This is a genomic window from Streptomyces sp. R818 (genome assembly GCF_056172735.1).
On record NZ_JAOCNE010000006.1, the window covers coordinates 464,947 to 483,094 of the forward strand.

Annotated in this window: 17 protein-coding genes; 13 read left to right on the plus strand and 4 right to left on the minus strand. The window is 72.7% G+C overall.

Features of this window, described 5'->3' with window-relative positions; translation table 11 throughout:
- Positions 1 to 258: 258 nt before the first annotated feature.
- Positions 259 to 957: a phosphate signaling complex protein PhoU gene (phoU, locus tag N5I75_RS18495; protein ID WP_476678885.1), complete on the minus strand. Its 699-nt coding sequence runs from the start codon at positions 955 to 957 to the stop codon at positions 259 to 261.
- A gap of 224 nt (positions 958 to 1,181) precedes the next feature.
- On the opposite strand from phoU, the gene phoR reads away from it, so the two are divergent.
- Positions 1,182 to 2,462, plus strand: coding sequence for a two-component system sensor histidine kinase PhoR (phoR, locus tag N5I75_RS18500; protein WP_476678887.1), 1,281 nt, complete (start codon positions 1,182 to 1,184; stop codon positions 2,460 to 2,462).
- A gap of 5 nt (positions 2,463 to 2,467) precedes the next feature.
- A complete protein-coding gene (gene phoP / locus N5I75_RS18505) occupies positions 2,468 to 3,139 on the plus strand; it encodes a two-component system response regulator PhoP (RefSeq protein ID WP_476679538.1) in 672 nt (223 codons plus the stop codon).
- A gap of 123 nt (positions 3,140 to 3,262) precedes the next feature.
- Here phoP and N5I75_RS18510 read toward each other — a convergent pair whose 3' ends face one another.
- Entirely contained in the window at positions 3,263 to 3,952 is a 690-nt protein-coding gene (locus N5I75_RS18510) for a DUF461 domain-containing protein (RefSeq protein WP_476678889.1), read from the minus strand.
- A gap of 702 nt (positions 3,953 to 4,654) precedes the next feature.
- Here N5I75_RS18510 and N5I75_RS18515 point away from each other — a divergent pair.
- The 11 genes from N5I75_RS18515 to N5I75_RS18565 all read left to right on the plus strand — a co-directional run bounded on the left by N5I75_RS18515 (position 4,655) and on the right by N5I75_RS18565 (position 16,672).
- Positions 4,655 to 5,137: a CarD family transcriptional regulator gene (locus tag N5I75_RS18515; RefSeq protein ID WP_003953493.1), complete on the plus strand. Its 483-nt coding sequence runs from the start codon at positions 4,655 to 4,657 to the stop codon at positions 5,135 to 5,137.
- A 264-nt stretch (positions 5,138 to 5,401) separates the two neighbouring features.
- Positions 5,402 to 6,151 carry a 2-C-methyl-D-erythritol 4-phosphate cytidylyltransferase gene (ispD, locus tag N5I75_RS18520; RefSeq protein ID WP_476678891.1) on the plus strand — a complete coding sequence of 250 codons (750 nt, stop codon included), beginning with the start codon at positions 5,402 to 5,404 and terminating at the stop codon, positions 6,149 to 6,151.
- On the plus strand, positions 6,141 to 6,656 hold the full coding sequence (gene ispF / locus N5I75_RS18525) for a 2-C-methyl-D-erythritol 2,4-cyclodiphosphate synthase (RefSeq protein WP_476678893.1): 516 nt from the start codon (positions 6,141 to 6,143) through the stop codon (positions 6,654 to 6,656). Before ispD ends, ispF begins: the two co-directional genes overlap by 11 nt.
- Positions 6,657 to 6,764: 108 nt before the next feature.
- Positions 6,765 to 7,322, plus strand: coding sequence for a GNAT family N-acetyltransferase (locus N5I75_RS18530; RefSeq protein WP_476678895.1), 558 nt, complete (start codon positions 6,765 to 6,767; stop codon positions 7,320 to 7,322).
- The gene (locus N5I75_RS18535) at positions 7,322 to 8,800 is read left to right on the plus strand and encodes an ABC transporter substrate-binding protein (RefSeq protein WP_476679539.1); all 1,479 of its coding nucleotides are present in this window, start codon (positions 7,322 to 7,324) and stop codon (positions 8,798 to 8,800) included. Before N5I75_RS18530 ends, N5I75_RS18535 begins: the two co-directional genes overlap by 1 nt.
- Positions 8,797 to 10,578, plus strand: a complete 1,782-nt coding sequence (locus tag N5I75_RS18540; RefSeq protein ID WP_476678897.1) for an ABC transporter permease subunit — start codon at positions 8,797 to 8,799, stop codon at positions 10,576 to 10,578. Before N5I75_RS18535 ends, N5I75_RS18540 begins: the two co-directional genes overlap by 4 nt.
- The gene (locus N5I75_RS18545) at positions 10,575 to 11,909 is read left to right on the plus strand and encodes an MDR family MFS transporter (RefSeq protein ID WP_476678899.1); all 1,335 of its coding nucleotides are present in this window, start codon (positions 10,575 to 10,577) and stop codon (positions 11,907 to 11,909) included. The genes N5I75_RS18540 and N5I75_RS18545 overlap by 4 nt, the downstream gene beginning before the upstream one ends.
- Positions 11,910 to 11,913: 4 nt before the next feature.
- Positions 11,914 to 12,318: a PPOX class F420-dependent oxidoreductase gene (locus N5I75_RS18550; protein WP_476678901.1), complete on the plus strand. Its 405-nt coding sequence runs from the start codon at positions 11,914 to 11,916 to the stop codon at positions 12,316 to 12,318.
- 91 nt (positions 12,319 to 12,409) lie between these two features.
- The gene (gene cysS, locus N5I75_RS18555) at positions 12,410 to 13,810 is read left to right on the plus strand and encodes a cysteine--tRNA ligase (protein ID WP_476678902.1); all 1,401 of its coding nucleotides are present in this window, start codon (positions 12,410 to 12,412) and stop codon (positions 13,808 to 13,810) included.
- 86 nt (positions 13,811 to 13,896) lie between these two features.
- A complete protein-coding gene (rlmB, locus tag N5I75_RS18560) occupies positions 13,897 to 14,847 on the plus strand; it encodes a 23S rRNA (guanosine(2251)-2'-O)-methyltransferase RlmB (RefSeq protein WP_476678903.1) in 951 nt (316 codons plus the stop codon).
- Between the two features lie 121 nt (positions 14,848 to 14,968).
- A complete protein-coding gene (locus N5I75_RS18565; RefSeq protein WP_476679540.1) occupies positions 14,969 to 16,672 on the plus strand; it encodes a DoxX family protein in 1,704 nt (567 codons plus the stop codon).
- 77 nt (positions 16,673 to 16,749) lie between these two features.
- Here the strand turns inward: N5I75_RS18565 and N5I75_RS18570 are convergent, their stop codons facing one another.
- Both N5I75_RS18570 and N5I75_RS18575 read right to left on the minus strand, forming a co-directional pair.
- On the minus strand, positions 16,750 to 17,505 hold the full coding sequence (locus N5I75_RS18570; RefSeq protein ID WP_476678905.1) for a nucleotidyltransferase family protein: 756 nt from the start codon (positions 17,503 to 17,505) through the stop codon (positions 16,750 to 16,752).
- A gap of 52 nt (positions 17,506 to 17,557) precedes the next feature.
- Positions 17,558 to 18,016 carry a hypothetical protein gene (locus tag N5I75_RS18575; RefSeq protein ID WP_476678907.1) on the minus strand — a complete coding sequence of 153 codons (459 nt, stop codon included), beginning with the start codon at positions 18,014 to 18,016 and terminating at the stop codon, positions 17,558 to 17,560.
- Between the last annotated feature and the right edge of the window lie 132 nt (positions 18,017 to 18,148).

Sequence of the window (18,148 nt, forward strand, 5' to 3'; positions counted from 1 at the left end):
GCCCATGGCTGCCGAGTCCCCCAGGCCCGACCGGACACCCGACGCGTCCGCCGCCGCCCCAACCCCCCGCCCCGCACCCCGGCTGGTGCTGCTCGGGGCCTGTGGCTGCGGCTCGGGCTGCGGCTGCGGCTGCCAGTCGGGCGCCCCCTGCCAGTGCGGCGGCTGCTGCGGCTGACCGACAACCCGGACAGCCCGGAAGACCGAGGGGCCCCGCACATCCGCGCCTGCGGGGCCCCGTCAACCGGAGATCAGCGGGCCTCAGGCCGTCTCCGCCGCCGTCACCACCGACGACGATGCCGACGACGCCGACTGCACGTCCGCGTGTTCGCCCGTCACCAGGTACACCACCCGCTTCGCCACCGACACCGCATGATCCGCGAACCGCTCGTAGTAGCGGCCGAGCAGCGTCACGTCGACCGCCGTCTCGATGCCGTGCTTCCACTTCTCGTCCATGAGGTGCTGGAAGAGGGTGCGGTGCAGCAGGTCCATCTCGTCGTCGTCCTGCTCCAGCTGCATCGCCAGGTCGACGTCCTTGGTGATGATGACCTCGGCCGCCTTCGCCATGAGGCGCTGCGCGAGCTGGCCCATCTCCAGGATGGTCGCGTGCAGGTCGTGGGGGACGGCCCGGTCCGGGAAGCGGAGCCGGGCCAGCTTGGCGACGTGCTGGGCGAGGTCGCCGCTGCGCTCCAGGTCCGCGCTCATCCGCAGCGAGGTGACGACGATCCGCAGATCGGTCGCCACCGGCTGCTGCCGGGCGAGCAGCGCGATGGCCCGCGCCTCCAGGTCGTGCTGCAGATCGTCGACCTTCTGATCGGCGGCGATCACGCTCTCGGCGAGCTTCAGGTCGGCGTCGAGCATGGCCGTGGTGGCGCGCCCGATCGCCGACCCGACAAGGCGGGCCATCTCGACCAGGCCCTCGCCGATCGAGTCAAGTTCCTCGTGGTACGCGTCACGCATACGAACGTTCCCTCTCTGTACGTGAGGCTCTCTCCGTGAGGCTCTCTGTGGGGCTCCGCGGGGCCGCGTCAGCCCCACGCTCCCACGTTCGGGCCCGTACGCGTCCGGATCCGGCATCCCAAGTGAACCGGCCCCGTATCCAAGGTGAACTCTGGGCGACGAGTGTTCGAGCGACCACCCGGACGGCTGTGGAGGACCCGGTCGGGCCGCATATCGTTGAAGACATGGACGTGAACGCGGCGGTCGCCGCAGCGGCAGCGATCGCCGGAGTGTGTACCGGTGTCATCGCCATGCTGGCGTTCCGCTGGAGCGAACGCGAACAGAAACGCCCCACCCGTACCTCCCTGCACACGGACCCGGTCCTTCCGCCCGGCGTCGACACCGTGCTGTCGGTCCTGCGCTCCTCCGCTGTCGTCCTCGACGAGGCGGACAGCGTGGTCAAGGCCAGCTCGGCGGCGTACGCCCTCGGTCTCGTACGGGGCGGGAAGCTGGCCGTCGAGCCGATGCTGCTCATGGCCCGCGACACCCGGCGCGACGGCGAGATACGCCAGGTCGAGCTGGACCTGCCCCGGCGCGGCACCGGGCGCGGCGACGCCCTCGCGGTCTCCGCGCGGGTCGCCCCGCTCGGCTCCCGCCTGGTGCTCCTGCTCGTCGAGGACCTGACCGAGGCGCGGCGCATCGAGGCCGTACGGCGCGACTTCGTCGCCAATGTGAGCCATGAGCTGAAGACGCCGGTCGGCGCTCTGTCGCTGCTGTCCGAGGCCGTCATGGACGCCTCCGACGATCCCGAGGCCGTCGAGCGGTTCGCCGGCCGCATGCAGATCGAGGCGACCCGCCTGACCAACCTCGTCCAGGAGCTCATCGACCTCTCCCGGGTGCAGAACGACGACCCGCTTGAGGACGCCGAACCGGTCCGCGTCGACGAACTCGTCGCCGAGGCCATCGACCGCTGCCGCCAGCCCGCCTCCACCAAACAGATCACCATGGCCGCGGGCGGCACCGCCGACCTGCAGATCTGGGGCAACCGCGGTCAGCTCGCCGCCGCCCTCGGCAACCTCGTCGAGAACGCGGTCAACTACTCACCCGCGCGCACGCGCGTGGGCATAGCCGCCCGCCGGGTGGCCGCCCCGGGCGGCGATCTCATCGAGGTCGCCGTCACCGACCAGGGCATCGGCATATCCGACAAGGACAAGGAGCGCGTCTTCGAGCGCTTCTACCGCGTCGACCCGGCCCGTTCCCGTGCCACCGGCGGCACCGGCCTCGGCCTCGCCATCGTCAAGCACGTGGCCGCCTCGCACGGCGGGGAGGTCACCGTGTGGAGCTCGGAGGGGCAGGGCTCCACGTTCACCCTGCGGCTGCCCGAAGCGGCCGCGACCCGCGCCCCGCGCAAGACACCGGCTGCCTCCGGCCCCAGAGACGTACGCGACGAAGACGACGCATTCGGGCCCGACCGCACCACCACCGCCTACGCATCCATCCCCGCCGCCCCGGAGGTCCTTCCGTGACCCGAGTGCTCGTCGTCGAGGACGAGGAGTCCTTCTCCGACGCCCTGTCCTACATGCTCCGCAAGGAGGGGTTCGAGGTCGCCATCGCGGCCACCGGGCCCGACGGCCTGGACGAGTTCGAGCGCAACGGCGCCGACCTCGTCCTGCTCGACCTGATGCTGCCCGGCCTGCCCGGCACCGAGGTCTGCCGCCAGCTGCGCGGCCGCTCGAACGTGCCGGTCATCATGGTGACCGCCAAGGACAGCGAGATCGACAAGGTCGTCGGCCTGGAGATAGGAGCCGACGACTATGTCACCAAGCCCTTCTCCTCGCGCGAGCTGGTCGCCCGCATCCGCGCCGTCCTGCGCCGCCGCGGCGAGCCCGAGGAGGTCGCCCCGCAGGCGCTGGAGGCGGGCCCTGTCCGGATGGACGTGGACCGGCACGTCGTCACCGTCGCCGGTGCCAAGGTCGACCTGCCGCTCAAGGAGTTCGACCTGCTCGAAATGCTGCTGCGCAACGCGGGGCGCGTCCTGACCCGTATGCAGCTCATCGACCGGGTCTGGGGCGCGGACTACGTCGGCGACACCAAGACCCTGGACGTCCACGTGAAGCGGCTGCGCGCCAAGATCGAGCCGGACCCGGGCGCCCCGCGCTACCTGGTGACGGTGCGCGGCCTCGGCTACAAGTTCGAGCCGTAGGCCGGATCCGGCGCCGAGTACGCGTATGGCTGAGGGCGGGCCCCGATCCCCGGGGCCCGCCCTCAGCCGTGTGCGTCCATACGCGGCTCAGTGGCCGCAGCGACCTCAGTGGCCGCAGCGACCTCAGTGGCCGGACGACTCCGTCTGCTCGTCGGCGGAGGCATTGCCGGAGGCCGCGCCCGACGGGGACGCGGAGTTCGACGCGCCGGCCGCCGGCGAGCCGCCGGTCTCCGCCGAGGAGGAGGCCGACGAGGACGCCGACGTGGACGGCTTCGCGCCCTCCTTCGGCGTGGCGGGCGCCTTGCTCGGGCCCCACTTCTCGAAGTAGCTCTCGGCGGGCACGACGAAGCCGCGGATCTTGACGTCGCCGGTCTTGCTGAAGCCGAATGTGATCAGCTGCGCGTTGCCGTCGAGGATCGCGGCGTCGCTGTTGGGCAGCTCGGCGGAGGCGTTGTCCTTGCCGCCGAGGACGACCGAGCCGCCGGCCGGGACCGTGATCTTCGAGCCGCCCTTGGCGCCGGTCAGCTTGGCGGCCTCGGAGACGCCGTCCAGCTTGACCGAGTCGAGGGTCTCGTCGGTCGAGCCGTTGTTGAACAGCGTGACGTTGAGGACGGCGGGGCCCTCGGACGTGCGGTCCGGCTGTGTGATGACGGTGGCGTTCTGGATCTTGATGTCGCCGACCGAGGTCTCGGCGTTGTCCGGCTTGATCTGCAGTGTCTGGGCGTTGTTGCCGGCACCGCACGCGGCGAGCGAGGCGATCGAGAACGCGATGGCGGCGGCGGCGAGGGCGCCGCGTCGAAGGCTGCTGCTCACGGCGGCGGCATCTCCTTGAACGTGGGCGAAGCGGACGGCCCCCCTGGTAGCACAGCAGCACTGGCAGCAGGGGTGTAAAGCCGTCCTAAGGGACTGTCAGCGGCCTTAGGCTACCGAGCCGTTCCCGGGTCGCCGCACCCGACCCGCCCCTACGTGCCCCCGGGCCTCGCACGCGCCCCCGGTCAGCCGCATCGGCCGCCGCCTCCCCGCGCGCCCCGTTCGCCATTCACATAACCTTCCGCGCGCCGTAGTGCGCTCTTGTGCGCTCGCGCGTGGGGATTTCCGGTAAGGAATGCATGGCGGTTCGGAAAAACGATCATCCGACGGCGGAAATCCCGTGGATTGCCGGCGGAGTGACGTAGATCAATTCCCGGGATCGCGGGGTTCTCGAAGGGTTCCGGAAGGGATTCGGCTCGAACGGACCACCGCGACCCCGAACGGAGTAGCGGAACTTCGACGCTTCGAACTACACAAAACGGGACGTTCCTCCCCTCCTGACCCTGTTCCGGCGTCTGTGACGCGGACGTTTCGGGCCCGCCGGAGAGCACCTCCGACCTGCGAATACCGTGCTCCGCTACCCCTCCGCAGCACGTTCCTGTTGTTGTTGTCAAGCCCCGAGATATGCCCTGACCTGCGAAAACGCCATTCAGAACCCGCCGTTTCCGTGTTACCCTGGATAGCCACGGAAGGGGTACCTGTCACATGACGTTCAAGGTTGGCGACACCGTGGTCTATCCCCATCACGGGGCCGCGCTGATCGAGGCTATCGAAACTCGCCAGATCAAAGGCGTGGACAAGACCTACTTGGTGCTGAAGGTCGCCCAGGGCGACCTGACGGTACGTGTGCCAGCGGACAATGCGGAGTTCGTCGGCGTGCGTGATGTGGTCGGTCAGGACGGGCTCGACCGGGTCTTCGAGGTACTGCGCGCGCCGTATGCCGAGGAGCCCACGAACTGGTCGCGCCGTTACAAGGCAAACCTGGAGAAGCTCGCCTCTGGCGATGTCATCAAGGTCGCGGAAGTCGTCCGTGACCTGTGGCGTCGTGAGCGCGAGCGCGGACTGTCCGCGGGTGAGAAGCGCATGCTCGCCAAGGCTCGCCAGATCCTGGTGAGCGAGCTCGCTCTCGCGGAGAACACGAACGAGGACAAGGCCGAGGCCCTGCTCGACGAGGTTCTCGCGTCCTGATACGCGCCGCCTGATCGACCCGCGGAGTTTTCCGCGCAGCCTGATCAGGCACAGCCGTCGCGTAGAACAATGCCGTGGTGCCCGATGACCCTGATGGTGTCGCCGGGCGCTGCGGCATGTTCGTACCCATCTGTGTTTTTGTGGGTGTGCCGGGCCCGGACAGCTGGCTCGACCAGTGTCACGGAAGGGTCCGGTCAAGAAGTCGCGCCCGACACGATGTGGCCATACCCACCACCCCCGAGCGTACAAACCTGAACGGAAGCGATGTCTGACGAAACGCGTCCCGTCGCCGGCGGCGCCCGCACCGCGGCCGTGATTCCGGCCGCCGGACGGGGCGTACGCCTCGGTCCTGGCGCCCCCAAAGCGCTCCGCGCGCTGAACGGCACCCCGATGCTGATCCACGCCGTCCGCGCGATGGCGGCGTCCCGCTCCGTCTCCCTCGTCGTGGTCGTCGCGCCGCCGGACGGCGCCGCCGAGGTGAAGACGCTCCTCGCCGACCACGCGCTCCCCGAGAGGACCGACTTCGTGGTCGTGCCCGGCGGTGAGACGCGCCAGGAGTCCGTCAAGCTCGGGCTCGACGCGCTGCCCGCCGGTATCGACATCGTGCTCGTGCACGACGCGGCCCGGCCGCTCGTCCCGGTCGACACCGTCGACGCGGTCATCGAGGCCGTGCGCGACGGAGCGCCCGCCGTCGTCCCGGCGCTGCCGCTCACCGACACGGTGAAGGAGGTCGTGCCGACCGCGGACGGATCGCCCGAGCCGGTCGTCGCCACACCGCCGCGGGCCCGGCTGCGCGCCGTGCAGACGCCGCAGGGCTTCGAGCACGCCACGCTCGTCCGCGCCCACGAGACCGTCACGGACGACGTCACCGACTGCGCCGGGATGGTCGAGAAGCTCGGCCTCCAGGTCGTGCTGGTGCCCGGCCACGAAGAGGCGTTCAAGGTGACCCGGCCGCTCGACCTGGTGCTCGCCGAGGCCGTGCTCGCCCGCAGGAGGGCCAACGATGGGTTCTGAACACCACCTCCCCCCGCAGGTCGTGCTGCCGCAGGTCGGCATCGGGACCGACATCCACGCCTTCGAGGACGGGCGCGAGCTGTGGTGCGCCGGGCTGAAGTGGGAGGGCGAGGGTCCCGGTCTCGCCGGGCACTCCGACGCCGACGTCGTCGCGCACGCCGCGTGCAACGCGCTGTTCTCGGCCGCCGGGCTCGGCGACCTCGGCCGGCACTTCGGCACCGGCCGCCCGGAGTGGTCGGGGGCCAGTGGTCTCACGCTGCTGACCGAGGCGGCGCGGATCGTGCGGGACGCCGGGTTCGTCATCGGGAACGTGGCCGTGCAGGTCGTCGGCGCGCGGCCCAAGATCGGCAAGCGGCGCGACGAGGCGCAGAAGGTGCTCTCCGAGGCCGCCGGGGCGCCGGTCTCCGTCTCGGGGGCGACGACGGACGGGCTCGGGTTCCCCGGACGGGACGAGGGACTCATGGCCATCGCGACGGCGCTCGTGGTGAAGGCGCAGGTCAGCTAGGGCCGGGCGGCTTACTGCACATCCCTTGCAGTTAGCATGGTCGGGCAGGTGCCCGGTCGTGGTGACCGTGCTGGTCCGGGATGGTCGTGGTGAAGGCAGTGTCAGGCAATGGGTGAGTACGAGATCCGCGCGGCCGGTGACGGCGACGTGGACGGAGCCCGCGCCGTCATGCTGGACACCGTCTACCGCGACCTGCGCTCCGGGTACGTGCCGCGCTGGCACGCCGACATCATCGACCCCGCCGGCGCTTATCTGCGCCCCGAGCGCTGCACCCTGCTCGTCGCCGAGCACACGGCGAGCGGCGAGATCGTCGCCACCGGCGCGGTGCGCGACCGCGGGCCCGCCTCGCCGCCGAACCCGCGCTGGGTCGCCGACCGCTTCCCCTCCGGCTCCACCGCCCAGCTGTGCCGCATCTACGTACGCCCCGCCCACCGCCGCAACGGCCTCGCCCGCGCCCTCGTCCGCGAGCTGACCGGATTCGTCGCCACGGTGGGCGGCTACGAGCGGCTCTACCTGCACACCGACCCGGCCGTGCCCGGCGCCGAACCGTTCTGGCGCTCCCTCGCGCACGAGGTCTGCGACGAGCGGGAGCTGCCCGGCGGCGGACAGGGCATCGTCCACTTCGAACTGCCGCTGCCCGCCCCCGTAACCGTCCCCGCCCGGTGATGCGCCGCCGCGGCTTCCTCCTCGCGGCGGCCGGGGCGGGGCTGACCAGTGCCTGCGGCTCTTTCACCGGGACCGCGCGGGGCGGCCGGATCGCCGTCGACCTCGCCTTCGCGCCGACGCAGGGCCTGTCCCCGTACGGCGACGACGGGCTGCTGCTCAGCCGGCTCGCGGTCGTCGACGGGCTCACGCGGATGGACACCGACGGCGTGATCCATCCCGCGCTGGCCGCGAAATGGACCCGTACGAACGCCACGACCTGGGAGTTCACGCTGCGGGAGGCCCGGTTCCAGGACGGGCGGCCGGTCACCGCCGACGCCGTCGTGGGGGCGCTGCGGGCCGCCGGGCGGGCGAAGGTGAAGCCGCGCGTGCTGAGCGATGTGGAGCTGACGGTGGCGGCGGCGGGGGAGCGGACCGTACGGATCACGACCGGGACCGGCGATCCCCTGCTGCCCGCGCGGCTCGCCAACCCGTCCTTGGCGGTCTTCTCCCCGGCCGCGTACGGGAAGGGTTCCTCCAAGGACGCGGAGGTCGATCCGATCGGGCACGCCACCGGGCCCTTCACCCTCACCCACTTGAACGGCGCCGTCTCCGCCACCCTCGACCGCTTCGACGGGCACTGGCGCGGCAAGGCGGCGGCGCGCGGGATCGACGTGACCTTCGTCGCCGACAACAACGCCCGCGCCAACGCCCTGCGCTCCGGACAGATCGAGCTCGCCGAGTTCGTCCCCGCCGCGCAGGCGCTCGTCCTCGGCGGCAGGGCCCGCAAGGTCGCCACCGTCCGCACCACCACCCTGTACCTGAACACGCGGAAGGGGCCGCTCGCCGATCCCGGTCTGCGCGCCGCCGTGCGCGCGAGCGCCGACACGTCCGCGCTGGCCAAGAGCGTGTACGAGGGCTACGCCGAGCGCGCCACCGGGCTGCTCGGCCCCGGGTTCGCCTGGGCCGACGGCAAGCAGCTCCCCGTCACCGGGCGCGCGAAGGCGGCGAAGCCGCGCGGGCAGCGCCTCACCCTCGCCACCTACACCAACCGGGCCGAGCTTCCGGAAGTCGCCGCCGCGCTCCAGCAGCAGCTCGGGCGGGCCGGGTTCGACGTCCGGCTCGTCGTCAAGGACTACGCGCGCCTGGAGTCCGGGGCGCTCGACGGCGACTACGACGCGTTCCTGATGTCCCGCTCCACCGCGCTCGACACCGGCGATCCGGTCTCGTACCTGGCCTCCGACTTCACCAGCGGCGGCAGCTTCAACATCTCCCAGCTCGGCGACCCGGCCGTCGACGCCGCCGTGCGCAAGGCCGCCGCGCTCGACGACACCGCCCGGCAGCGGGCCGTGCTCGCCGCCGAGGCCGCGATCCTGCGCACCGACGCGGCCGTGCCCGTCGTCCACGAGGAGCACCTCCAGGGCGTCGGCGCCGGGGTGCGCGGAACCGTCCTCGACCCCTATGAGCGACAGTTCGTCGGTCTGGAGACCCGCGCCGCATGAAGAACGCGAGCGTCGTCGCCGGGCGCGTGGCAGCGGCGGGCGGACTGCTCCTGCTCACCGCGCTGCTGCCCTGGCTGACCCGCACCGACCCGGCGCTCACCGTCCTGCACGCGCGGTACGGCGACGCGCCCACGACCCCGCGACAGCTCGCCGAGGTGCGCGACCAGCTCGGCCTCGGCGAGGGCCCCTTCACGTTCCTGGGCCAGTGGGTACGGGACCTGGTCCACGGCGATCTCGGCTCCTCCTGGGTGACCGGCGCCGACGTCGGCGCGGACGTGGGCGCCGCCTTCGGGGTCTCCCTCTCGCTCATGGCCTACGCGATGGTGGTCGCCGTCGCCCTGGCCGTCGCCCTGTGCCTGCCGACGCTGTGGCGGGGGACCACCCGCACCCGGCCGCCGAGCGGGGTCGGCGCGGGAGTGCTCGCCGCGCTCCCCGAGTTCCTCCTCGCCTCCGTCCTGGCGACGCTGTTCGCTGTGCGGCTCGGCTGGTTCCCCGCGCAGGGCTGGCAGTCGCCCGTCTCCGCCGTGCTGCCCGCGCTCGCGCTCGGCATCCCCGCCGGGGCGGTCCTCGGACGCCTCGCGCAGGACGCGCTGCCCGCCGCGTTCGCCGAACCCTGGGTGCGGACCTGGCGGGCCAGCGGCATGCCACGGTCCCGCATCGCCCGGCACGCGGCGCGCCGCGCCCTGCCCGCCGTACTCCCGCAGGCCGGGCTCACCGTCGTGGGGCTGACCGGCGCGGCGGCGGCCGTCGAGGCGGTCTTCGCGATCCCCGGACTCGGCGGGACGGCGGTCGCCGCCGCGCTCGACCTCGACCTGCCGCTCCTCCAGGGCTGCCTTCTCGTCCTGCTCGTGCTGGGCGTGGCGGCGGCCGTGACCGTCGGACTCCTTCGCCGATGGCTGCTCGGGCCCGCGCTCAAGGCGGGCGCGCTCCCCGGCCTGGCCCGGCCGACCGGCGGCGGACGCGCACGCCTCTACGCGGCCGGAGCCCTGGCCGCCGTACTCCTCGCGGTGATCGTCTGGGGCCTCACCCGGGACGCCCTCCACGTCGACCTCGCGGCGCGCCTGGCTCCGCCCTCCGCAGCGCACCCGTTCGGCACGGACGCACTGGGCCGCGACGTGCTGGCCCGGCTCGGCCACGGGGCGCTCCGCACCCTGGCGGTCGCGGCGGCGGTCTGCGCGGCGTGCTTCGTCATCGGCGTCGCGCTCGGCCTCGCCCGCTGGACCAGGGGCCTGACCGAGGTCGCCAACGCCATGCCCGCGATCCTCGCCGGGCTCCTGGTCACCGGCGTCTTCGGCGCGGGCCTGACGGGGGCGGCGGTCGCCGTCGCGGCGGTCGGCTGGGCGCCGCTCGCCGCGCACACGGCGGCCCTGGCCGAGACGGAACGGGCCTCCGGCCACGTGGAAGCGGCCCTTGTGCACGGTGCGGGCCGCTGGCACATCCTCCGCCACCACGTCCTGACCGGCGTCCTCCCCCAGGTGGCCCGCCACGCGACGCTCCGCCTGGCCCCCACGACCCTGGCCCTGGCCTCCCTCAGCTTCCTGGGCCTCGGCACCCAGCCGCCCACGCCGGAGTGGGGCCGCCTCCTGATGGAGAACCTCCCGTACGCGGAACGGGCCCCGTGGTCAGTACTGGCCCCGGCCCTGGCACTGGCGTGCGTGGGCGCCTGCTTGGCACTGGCGTCCAGTACAACCCCCCAGGGGCGCGGGGAACGGCGCGACCAGCCACGACGAGACCGCACCCGGCGAACAACGGAACCGGCCACGGCGAGTCTCCCGTGAGAGCAAGCTGCCTCCACCTTCGCGACACCCCGCGCTATATCCGCCTGCTCACCACAACTCAGCTCGCCTTCAACATCGGCTTCTACGCCGTCCTCCCCTACCTCGCGGCCCACCTCACCGACAGCCTCGCCCTGGCCGGCTGGGCGGTGGGCCTGGTCCTGGGCCTGCGCACCTTCAGCCAGCAGGGCCTGTTCATGATCGGCGGCGCGCTGACAGACCGCTACGGCCCGCGCCCGGTCGTGCTGGCAGGCTGCACCCTCCGCATCGCCGGGTTCACCTGGCTGGCCTTCGCCGACCGCACAGGGACCGTCATCGCGGCAGTCGTCCTCGTCGGGTTCGCCGCCGCGCTGTTCTCCCCGGCGGTCGAGTCGGAGACGGCCCGCGAGGCGGTCGCGCACGAACGGGCCACCGGCACCCCCCGCGCCCAGATCCTCGGCCTGTTCTCGGCCGCGGGCCAGGCGGGCGCCTTCCTCGGCCCGCTGCTCGGCACGGCCCTGCTCTTCGTGAGCTTCCGGGCGGCGTGCCTGGCGGGCGCCTGCGTCTTCGTGGCGGTACTGATCGGCCACGCCCGTCTGATGCCTGGCAGAAAGCCGGACCGCACGGCGGCACCCGGCACGGCAGCACCCCGCACCGGACAGACCGGCGGAGCCCTCCGCCAGGTCTTCGCCCGCCCCCGCTTCCTGGCCCTCTGCCTCGCCTACAGCGGCTACCTCATCGCCTACAACCAGCTCTACCTCGCCCTCCCCGTCGAGCTGACCCGCGCCACCGGCTCCCAGGACGGGGTCGGCGTGCTGTTCGCGCTGTCCTCGCTGCTCGTCGTCGGGGCGCAGCTGCCGGTCACGCGCTGGTCGGCGGCGAGGCTCGCCCCGCGCACCGCGCTCACCGCCGGACTCGTCCTCGTAGCCCTCGGATTCCTGGCGGTCGCCTGGCTGCCGGGGCGGGGCGCGTACGTGTACCTCCCGGCCGGGGTCCTCGTCGTCCTGCTCACTCTCGGCCAGATGCTGCTCGTGCCCGCCGCGCGCGGCCTCGTCCCCGATCTCGTCGACGCGCGCCACCTCGGCCTGGCCACCGGCGCCCTCTCCTCCGTCTCCGGGCTCGCGGTCCTGGGCGGCAGCGCGGCCACGGGCGCGCTGCTCTCGCTGCCCGCCCCCGCCCTGTGGACGGCGCTCGCGGCGGTGCCGCTGGCGGCGGCGGGAATCGGCCGACTTGTGACCCCGGGGCACTCCAGTCACGTAAATGCCGCCCAGCCGCACGGTGTTGGCGCAGGATCGGGTACACGACACCCGTCGCCGGCCCGGCAGAGGGCCGGGCAAGCAGAAAAAGAGGAGTGAGGCCATGTCCGCCCAGCTGTCCGAGGAGCTGAAGGCGCTGCTCGACACCAAGGTCTTCATCAACGTCGCCACGATCCAGCCCGACGGCAGCCCGCAGGTCTCCCCGGTCTGGGTCAAGCGCGACGGCGACGACGTCCTCTTCTCCACGACCGTCGACCGCCGCAAGGAGCGGAACCTGCGCCGCGACCCGCGCGTGACGGTCCTGGTCCAGCCCGCCGACAACCCGTACACGTACGCCGAGATCCGCGGCACCGCCGAGATCACCACCGAGGGCGGCCAGGAACTCATCGACGAGCTGTCCGTCAAGTACACCGGCAAGAAGTACGCGGAGTTCAACCCGGCCTCCGCCCAGGACGGCGAGCGGGTCGTCGTCCGCGTCCGGGCCCGCAAAGTCGTCGGCGGCCTGTAGGAGCCTTCGTCGTCGCCCCGGTCGGGGCGATGACACAGCCTGTGACACCGTCGGGCCCCTGGCACCCCTCCGGGCCCACTACCCTGGAGGGGTGACTATTCGCCTGTACGACACCAGCGCCCGGCAGACTCGTGACTTCTCCCCGCTCACGCCGGGCTGCGTCTCGATCTACCTGTGTGGCGCCACCGTGCAGGCGGCCCCGCACATCGGGCACATCCGCTCGGGCCTGAACTTCGACATCATGCGCCGCTGGTTCACGTACCGCGGCTATGACGTGACGTTTGTGCGGAACGTGACGGACATCGACGACAAGATCATCAAGAAGGCGGCCGAGCAGAACCGCCCCTGGTGGTCGATCGGGTACGAGAACGAGCGGGCGTTCAACGACGCGTACACCGCCCTCGGTTGCCTGCCGCCCACCTACGAGCCGCGCGCCACCGGCCATGTCACCGAGATGGTCGAGATGATGCGCGGCCTCATCGAGCGCGGCCACGCCTACGAGGCCGACGGGAACGTCTACTTCGACGTCCGCTCCTTCCCCGGCTACCTCCAGCTGTCCAACCAGGACATCGACGGCCTGCGCCAGCCCCCGGAGGACGGCGTCACCGGCAAGCGCGACTCCCGCGACTTCGCCATGTGGAAGGCGGCCAAGGAGGGCGAGCCCAGCTGGGAGACGCCGTGGGGCCGCGGCCGGCCCGGCTGGCACCTGGAGTGCTCGGCGATGGCCCACAAGTACCTGGGCTCCGCCTTCGACATCCACGGTGGCGGCATCGACCTGATCTTCCCGCACCACGAGAACGAGATCGCGCAGGCCAAGGCGTACGGGGACGAGTTCGCCCGGTACTGGGTGCACAACTCCTGGGTCACCATGGCCGGCGAGAAGATGTCGAAGTCGCTGGGCAACAGCGTCCTCGTCGCCGAGATGGTCAAGCACTGGCGGCCCATCGTGCTCCGGTACTACCTGGGCACCCCGCACTACCGCTCGACCATCGAGTACAGCGAGGACGCGCTGCGCGAGGCCGAGTCCGCGTTCGCCCGCATCGAGGGGTTCATCCAGCGCGTCGCCGAGAAGGCGGGCGGCGTCGTGGACCCGGCGGACGAGGTGCCGCCCGCGTTCGCCGAGGCCATGGACGACGACCTCGGGGTGCCGCAGGCGCTCGCCATCGTGCACACCGCCGTCCGGCAGGGGAACTCGGCGCTCGCCGCCGACGACAAGGAAGCCGCCGTGGCCCGCCTCGCCGAGGTCCGCGCCATGCTCGGCGTCCTCGGCCTCGACCCGCTCGACCCGCACTGGGCCGGGGAGAGCGACCGCGGCGAGGACCTGCACGGCGTCGTCGACACGCTCGTCCGCCTCGTGCTCGACCAGCGTGAGTCGGCCCGCGCCCGCAAGGACTGGGCCACCGCCGACGCCATCCGCGATCAGCTCGGCCAGTCCGGGCTCGTCATCGAGGACGGCCCGAGCGGGCCGCGCTGGAGCCTCGGCCCCCGCTGAGACCCCTGAATGTGCCGCCCGCGCCGTCGGGCGGCACACTTCATAGACGTACACGCACTGAACACTCACGCAGAGACAGGTAGGTCATGGCCGCCAACAACAACCGCCGCATGTCCGGCAAGAAGGGCGCGCAGGTCGGCAGTGGCGGCCAGCGGCGCAAGGGCCTGGAGGGCAAGGGCCCCACCCCGCCCGCCGAGGCGCGCAAGGGCCACAAGAAGAACCGGATCGCCAACGCGGCGGCCAAGCAGGCCGCCCGCCGTCCCACCAGCCGCACCGGCGGCCCGCGCGGCAAGTCGGCGTCCGAGATGGTCGTCGGCCGCAACCCGGTCGTGGAGGCGCTGCGCGGCGGCGTGCCCGCCTCCACGCTCTACGTCCAGCAGTTCATCGACAACGACGAGCGCGTGCGCGAGGCGCTGCAGCTCGCCGGTGAGCGCGGCGGCATCCACCTCATGGAGGCCCCGCGCCCCGAGCTGGACCGCATGACCAACGGCCTCAACCACCAGGGCCTCGTCCTCCAGGTCCCGCCGTACGAGTACGCGCACCCGGAGGACCTCGTCGCCGCCGCCTTCGACCAGGGCGAGGACCCGCTGATCGTCGCCCTCGACGGCGTCACCGACCCGCGCAACCTCGGCGCCGTCGTCCGCTCCGTCTCCGCGTTCGGCGGCCACGGCGTGGTCGTGCCCGAGCGCCGGGCGGCCGGGATGACCGCCGGTGCGTGGAAGACGTCGGCCGGTACCGCCGCCCGTACGCCCGTGGCCCGCGCGACCAACCTGACCCGCGCCCTGGAGCAGTACAAGAAGGCGGGCGTCGCGATCGTGGGCCTCGCCGCCGACGGCGACCGCGAGGTCGGCGACCTCGAAGCGCTCTCCGGGCCCGTCGTCATCGTGGTCGGCAGCGAGGGCAAGGGCCTGTCCCGGCTCGTCGGCGAGACCTGCGACTTCCGCGTCCGCATCCCGATGCCGGGCGGCGCCGAGTCGCTGAACGCCGGTGTCGCCGCCGGTGTCGTGCTGTACGAGGCGGCGCGCCGCCGCGCCTGACCGGCGCGCACGGTCCGGGTCCCGCCCCCTCTGACGAGGCGCGTTACAGGTTTGACGGGGCCCGGACATTTCGGTGCGGTCAAGGCAGTGTCCTAAACACACATCACTCGGTTAGATGAGTGTGGACACCAGAACGCCCCGCACACCCTCGGGGGACCGCTCGTCGGGCTACGACGACGCTCCCGCGCTGAGCATGGTGAAGGTTCCGTGCGACCCGGCGCAGGTCATCGTCAACCACGCGAGTTTCCGCGTGCAGCTCCCCAGGGCGCAGCAGACGCAACTCCCGCGCATCGCACGGCACTTGGACGCCGTGGGGATGGCCGGAGCCGAAGCGTCGACCACCCGTATCCCCGTCATCACCGGCGCCGGCACGCCCGGCGCCCGGCGCCGCCCCGTCGTCATGCGCGGCGCCCAGGACCTCGCCGCCAGCGGCCTGCTGCAGTCCGCGCGCCGCGTGGGCGAGCCCGACGACGGTGGTGCCACACAGGTCATCCCGCGCGTCGACATGGACCGCGATCTCGCCGACGAGATGTACGCGGGCGAGCCGACCGAGGAGACGCCCGTCGTCATCGGCCGCCAGGGCGGCGGCCCCGGCACCCGGATCCTGCCGCAGATGCGCCAGTCCGGCGCGGCCTTCGAGGACACCGGCGAACTCCAGCAGTTCTCGTACGGGGACGAGGAGTTCGACGGCCCAGGCGGCCCCGGCGGCTCCCGCGGCGGCGAGGAGACACCGGACGAGACCACCGCCGCCCGGCGCTACGGTCCCGTCCGGCACGCCTACTACCCCGGCCGCCGGATGAACCTCGGCGTCGTCCTGCTCCCGCTCCGCGTCTTCCTCGGCTTCATCTCCATCTACGCGGGCATGGGCAAGCTCTGCGACCCCGTCTACTTCGACGGCGGCGAGCGCGGCTCCATGGTCAAGTGGCTGAACTCGCTGCACCCGTGGGCGCTCGCCGAACCCATGCGCGACTGGGCGCTCCAGCACCCCGTCGGCGCCGGGCTCGTCATCGCCTTCGCCCAGGTCATCGTCGGTGTCCTCACCGTCCTCGGCCTGTGGCAGCGGATCGCCGCCGTGTTCGGCGCGCTGCTCTCCGCCGCGCTCCTGCTCACCGTGAGCTGGAAGACCGTCCCCGCCTACGACGCGCCCGACATCATCTACCTCGCCGCCTGGTCCCCGCTGATCATCGCGGGCGCCCCGGTCTACTCGGTCGACGGGCGTCTCGCCGCCGGTGCCTGGCGGCGCCTCGGACCCCGCACCGCCCTGTGGGACCTGCGCCGCTACGTGCTGCGCCGGGGCACCGTCATCGCCACCCTCGTCATCGGCTCCACGCTGCTCGTCGGCTCCCTGCTCGGCAGCGCCGTCCGCGACGCCGACCGCGTCACGGCCCCCGGGCCCGGCGACGCCCCGCGCAACGAGCTGCCGGGCTCCCCGCTCCCGTCCACCCCGGGCGCCAAGCAGCGCCACTCGCAGTCCCCGTCGGCCTCGTCGAGCTCCCCGGCGCAGGGCGGCACCACCGCGAGCCCGTCCGGCGCGGCCAGTTCGCCGGGCGCCACGCGCGAGTCCGGCACGGTCAGCGGCACGACGACCACGCCGACGCAGGGCGCCACGGCCGGCCAGGCCCCGCCCCGCCAGACGACCCCGCAGCAGCCCCCGGCCAGCACGACGGCGGGCCCGGCCGCGAGCGCCGGTGGCACGTCCGGCGGCGAGGGCGGCAGCACGTCCGACGGCGGCGCGTCCTCCTCCGGCGGAGGCGGCGGCGCCCCCGAGCAAGGCGGCGGCGGCAACGGCGGAGGCGGCAGGCTGGTGGGCGGCCTCCTCGGCTGACCCGTTCCTCTCCGCCCGTACGAAGACGGGGCCCCGCACGACCATCGTGCGGGGCCCCGTCCTCGTACTCGCAGGTGTCAGCGGGTGAGCGCCTTGAGCTCCTTCGCCGCCTCGCTGAGGTCCTTCGCCGTGTCGATCGCCCGCCAGTACGCGCCCTGCGGGATCGGGAAACCGGCGAGGCGCTTGGCGCGGGCCAGGCGCGGGAACGTGGTGCGCTCGTGGTCGCCGGTGTCGGGGAGCAGCGAGGCGAACTCGGGGGAGAGGACGTACAGGCCCGCGTTGATCAGGTACGGCGACGGCGGGGCCTCGACGAAGTCCGTGATGTGGCCGAACGTGTCCGTCTCGACGGCGCCCCACGGGATGCGCGGCCGGGCGAGGGCGAGCGTCGCCGTGGCCTCGCGCTCGTGGTGGAAGTCGGCCATGTCGCGCAGCGAGAAGCGGGTCCAGATGTCACCGTTCGTCGCGTACCAGGGCCGGTCCTGGTGCGGCAGGTGCCGGGCCGCGAACTTCAGGCCGCCGCCCCGGCCGAGCGGCTCCTTCTCGACGACGGTCGTGACGCGCAGCGGCAGGTCCGCCCGCGCGAGCCACTCCTGGAGGACTTCGGCGAGGTGCCCGCACGACACCACGGCGTCCGTGACGCCCTCCTCGGCGAGCCAGGCCAGCTGGTGCCCGATGATCGGCGTCCCCGTGCCCGGGATCTCCACCATCGGCTTCGGCCGGTCGTCGGTGTACGGGCGCAGCCGCGAGCCCTGGCCCCCCGCGAGGACGACGGCCTGGGTGGGGCGGTGGGCAAGAGAGTGCGGGCCGTGCGCGGACGGTTCAACGGTCGTCATGACCGGAACTGTACGTGCGCACGGCCCGCCGGGGCTGCGGACGGCAGATGGCTCAGGCCCGGAACCCGGCCACCCCCGAGGCGAAGGAGGTGTCACAGACCGGGCGGGCGTACGACTGGGCGCGCGCCGGGCCGTAGGCCTGCACCGCCGCGCGGCCGAGGGCCTTCGCGATCGACATGCAGTGCTTGGCGAGCGACGGGCGCCGGTCGACCTCCTGCTGGAGATGGGTCAGCGCGATGCCGGGGTTGTCCTCCTGGAGCTCCTGGAGGAGCCGGTCGCGCAGGACGTCCTGCGGGGCGCGCGACTTGGCGCGGGCGGAGACATCCTGTGAGGAAGCCGTGAGGATGGAGTCCGCGTCGTTCCCGGACCAGTTGACTCGGGTGACCGCGAGGGTCCCGGAGAGCACCAGCATCACCGGCAGGACGAACGCGAGCGTGCGGGCGGCGCGGCGGGCGGGGCCCTGGCCCCGGGCTCGGCGCGGCTTCTGGGTGTAGTCAGCGGAGTGCGTCACGCGAGTGAGCGTAGCGGTCAGTGATGATTTGGCGACATTTCGTCACTCGACCGAGGGACGGGTAACTAGGTTTCTTTGCTTACGCGTTGACGCCACTGGCCTATATGTCCTACTTGCCGGGGAATTTGTCGA

What these genes read in the sequence shown, in the direction of transcription:
- ispD (WP_476678891.1), top strand. Translation starts at nt 5,402, where the DNA reads ATGTCTGACGAAACGCGTCCCGTCGCCGGCGGCGCCCGCACCGCGGCC.
- ispF (WP_476678893.1), top strand. Translation starts at nt 6,141, where the DNA reads ATGGGTTCTGAACACCACCTCCCCCCGCAGGTCGTGCTGCCGCAGGTC.
- N5I75_RS18515 (WP_003953493.1), top strand. Translation starts at nt 4,655, where the DNA reads ATGACGTTCAAGGTTGGCGACACCGTGGTCTATCCCCATCACGGGGCC.
- N5I75_RS18535 (WP_476679539.1), top strand. Translation starts at nt 7,322, where the DNA reads ATGCGCCGCCGCGGCTTCCTCCTCGCGGCGGCCGGGGCGGGGCTGACC.
- phoU (WP_476678885.1), bottom strand. Translation starts at nt 957, where the DNA reads ATGCGTGACGCGTACCACGAGGAACTTGACTCGATCGGCGAGGGCCTG.
- N5I75_RS18550 (WP_476678901.1), top strand. Translation starts at nt 11,914, where the DNA reads ATGTCCGCCCAGCTGTCCGAGGAGCTGAAGGCGCTGCTCGACACCAAG.
- N5I75_RS18530 (WP_476678895.1), top strand. Translation starts at nt 6,765, where the DNA reads ATGGGTGAGTACGAGATCCGCGCGGCCGGTGACGGCGACGTGGACGGA.
- N5I75_RS18540 (WP_476678897.1), top strand. Translation starts at nt 8,797, where the DNA reads ATGAAGAACGCGAGCGTCGTCGCCGGGCGCGTGGCAGCGGCGGGCGGA.
- rlmB (WP_476678903.1), top strand. Translation starts at nt 13,897, where the DNA reads ATGGCCGCCAACAACAACCGCCGCATGTCCGGCAAGAAGGGCGCGCAG.
- N5I75_RS18570 (WP_476678905.1), bottom strand. Translation starts at nt 17,505, where the DNA reads ATGACGACCGTTGAACCGTCCGCGCACGGCCCGCACTCTCTTGCCCAC.
- phoR (WP_476678887.1), top strand. Translation starts at nt 1,182, where the DNA reads ATGGACGTGAACGCGGCGGTCGCCGCAGCGGCAGCGATCGCCGGAGTG.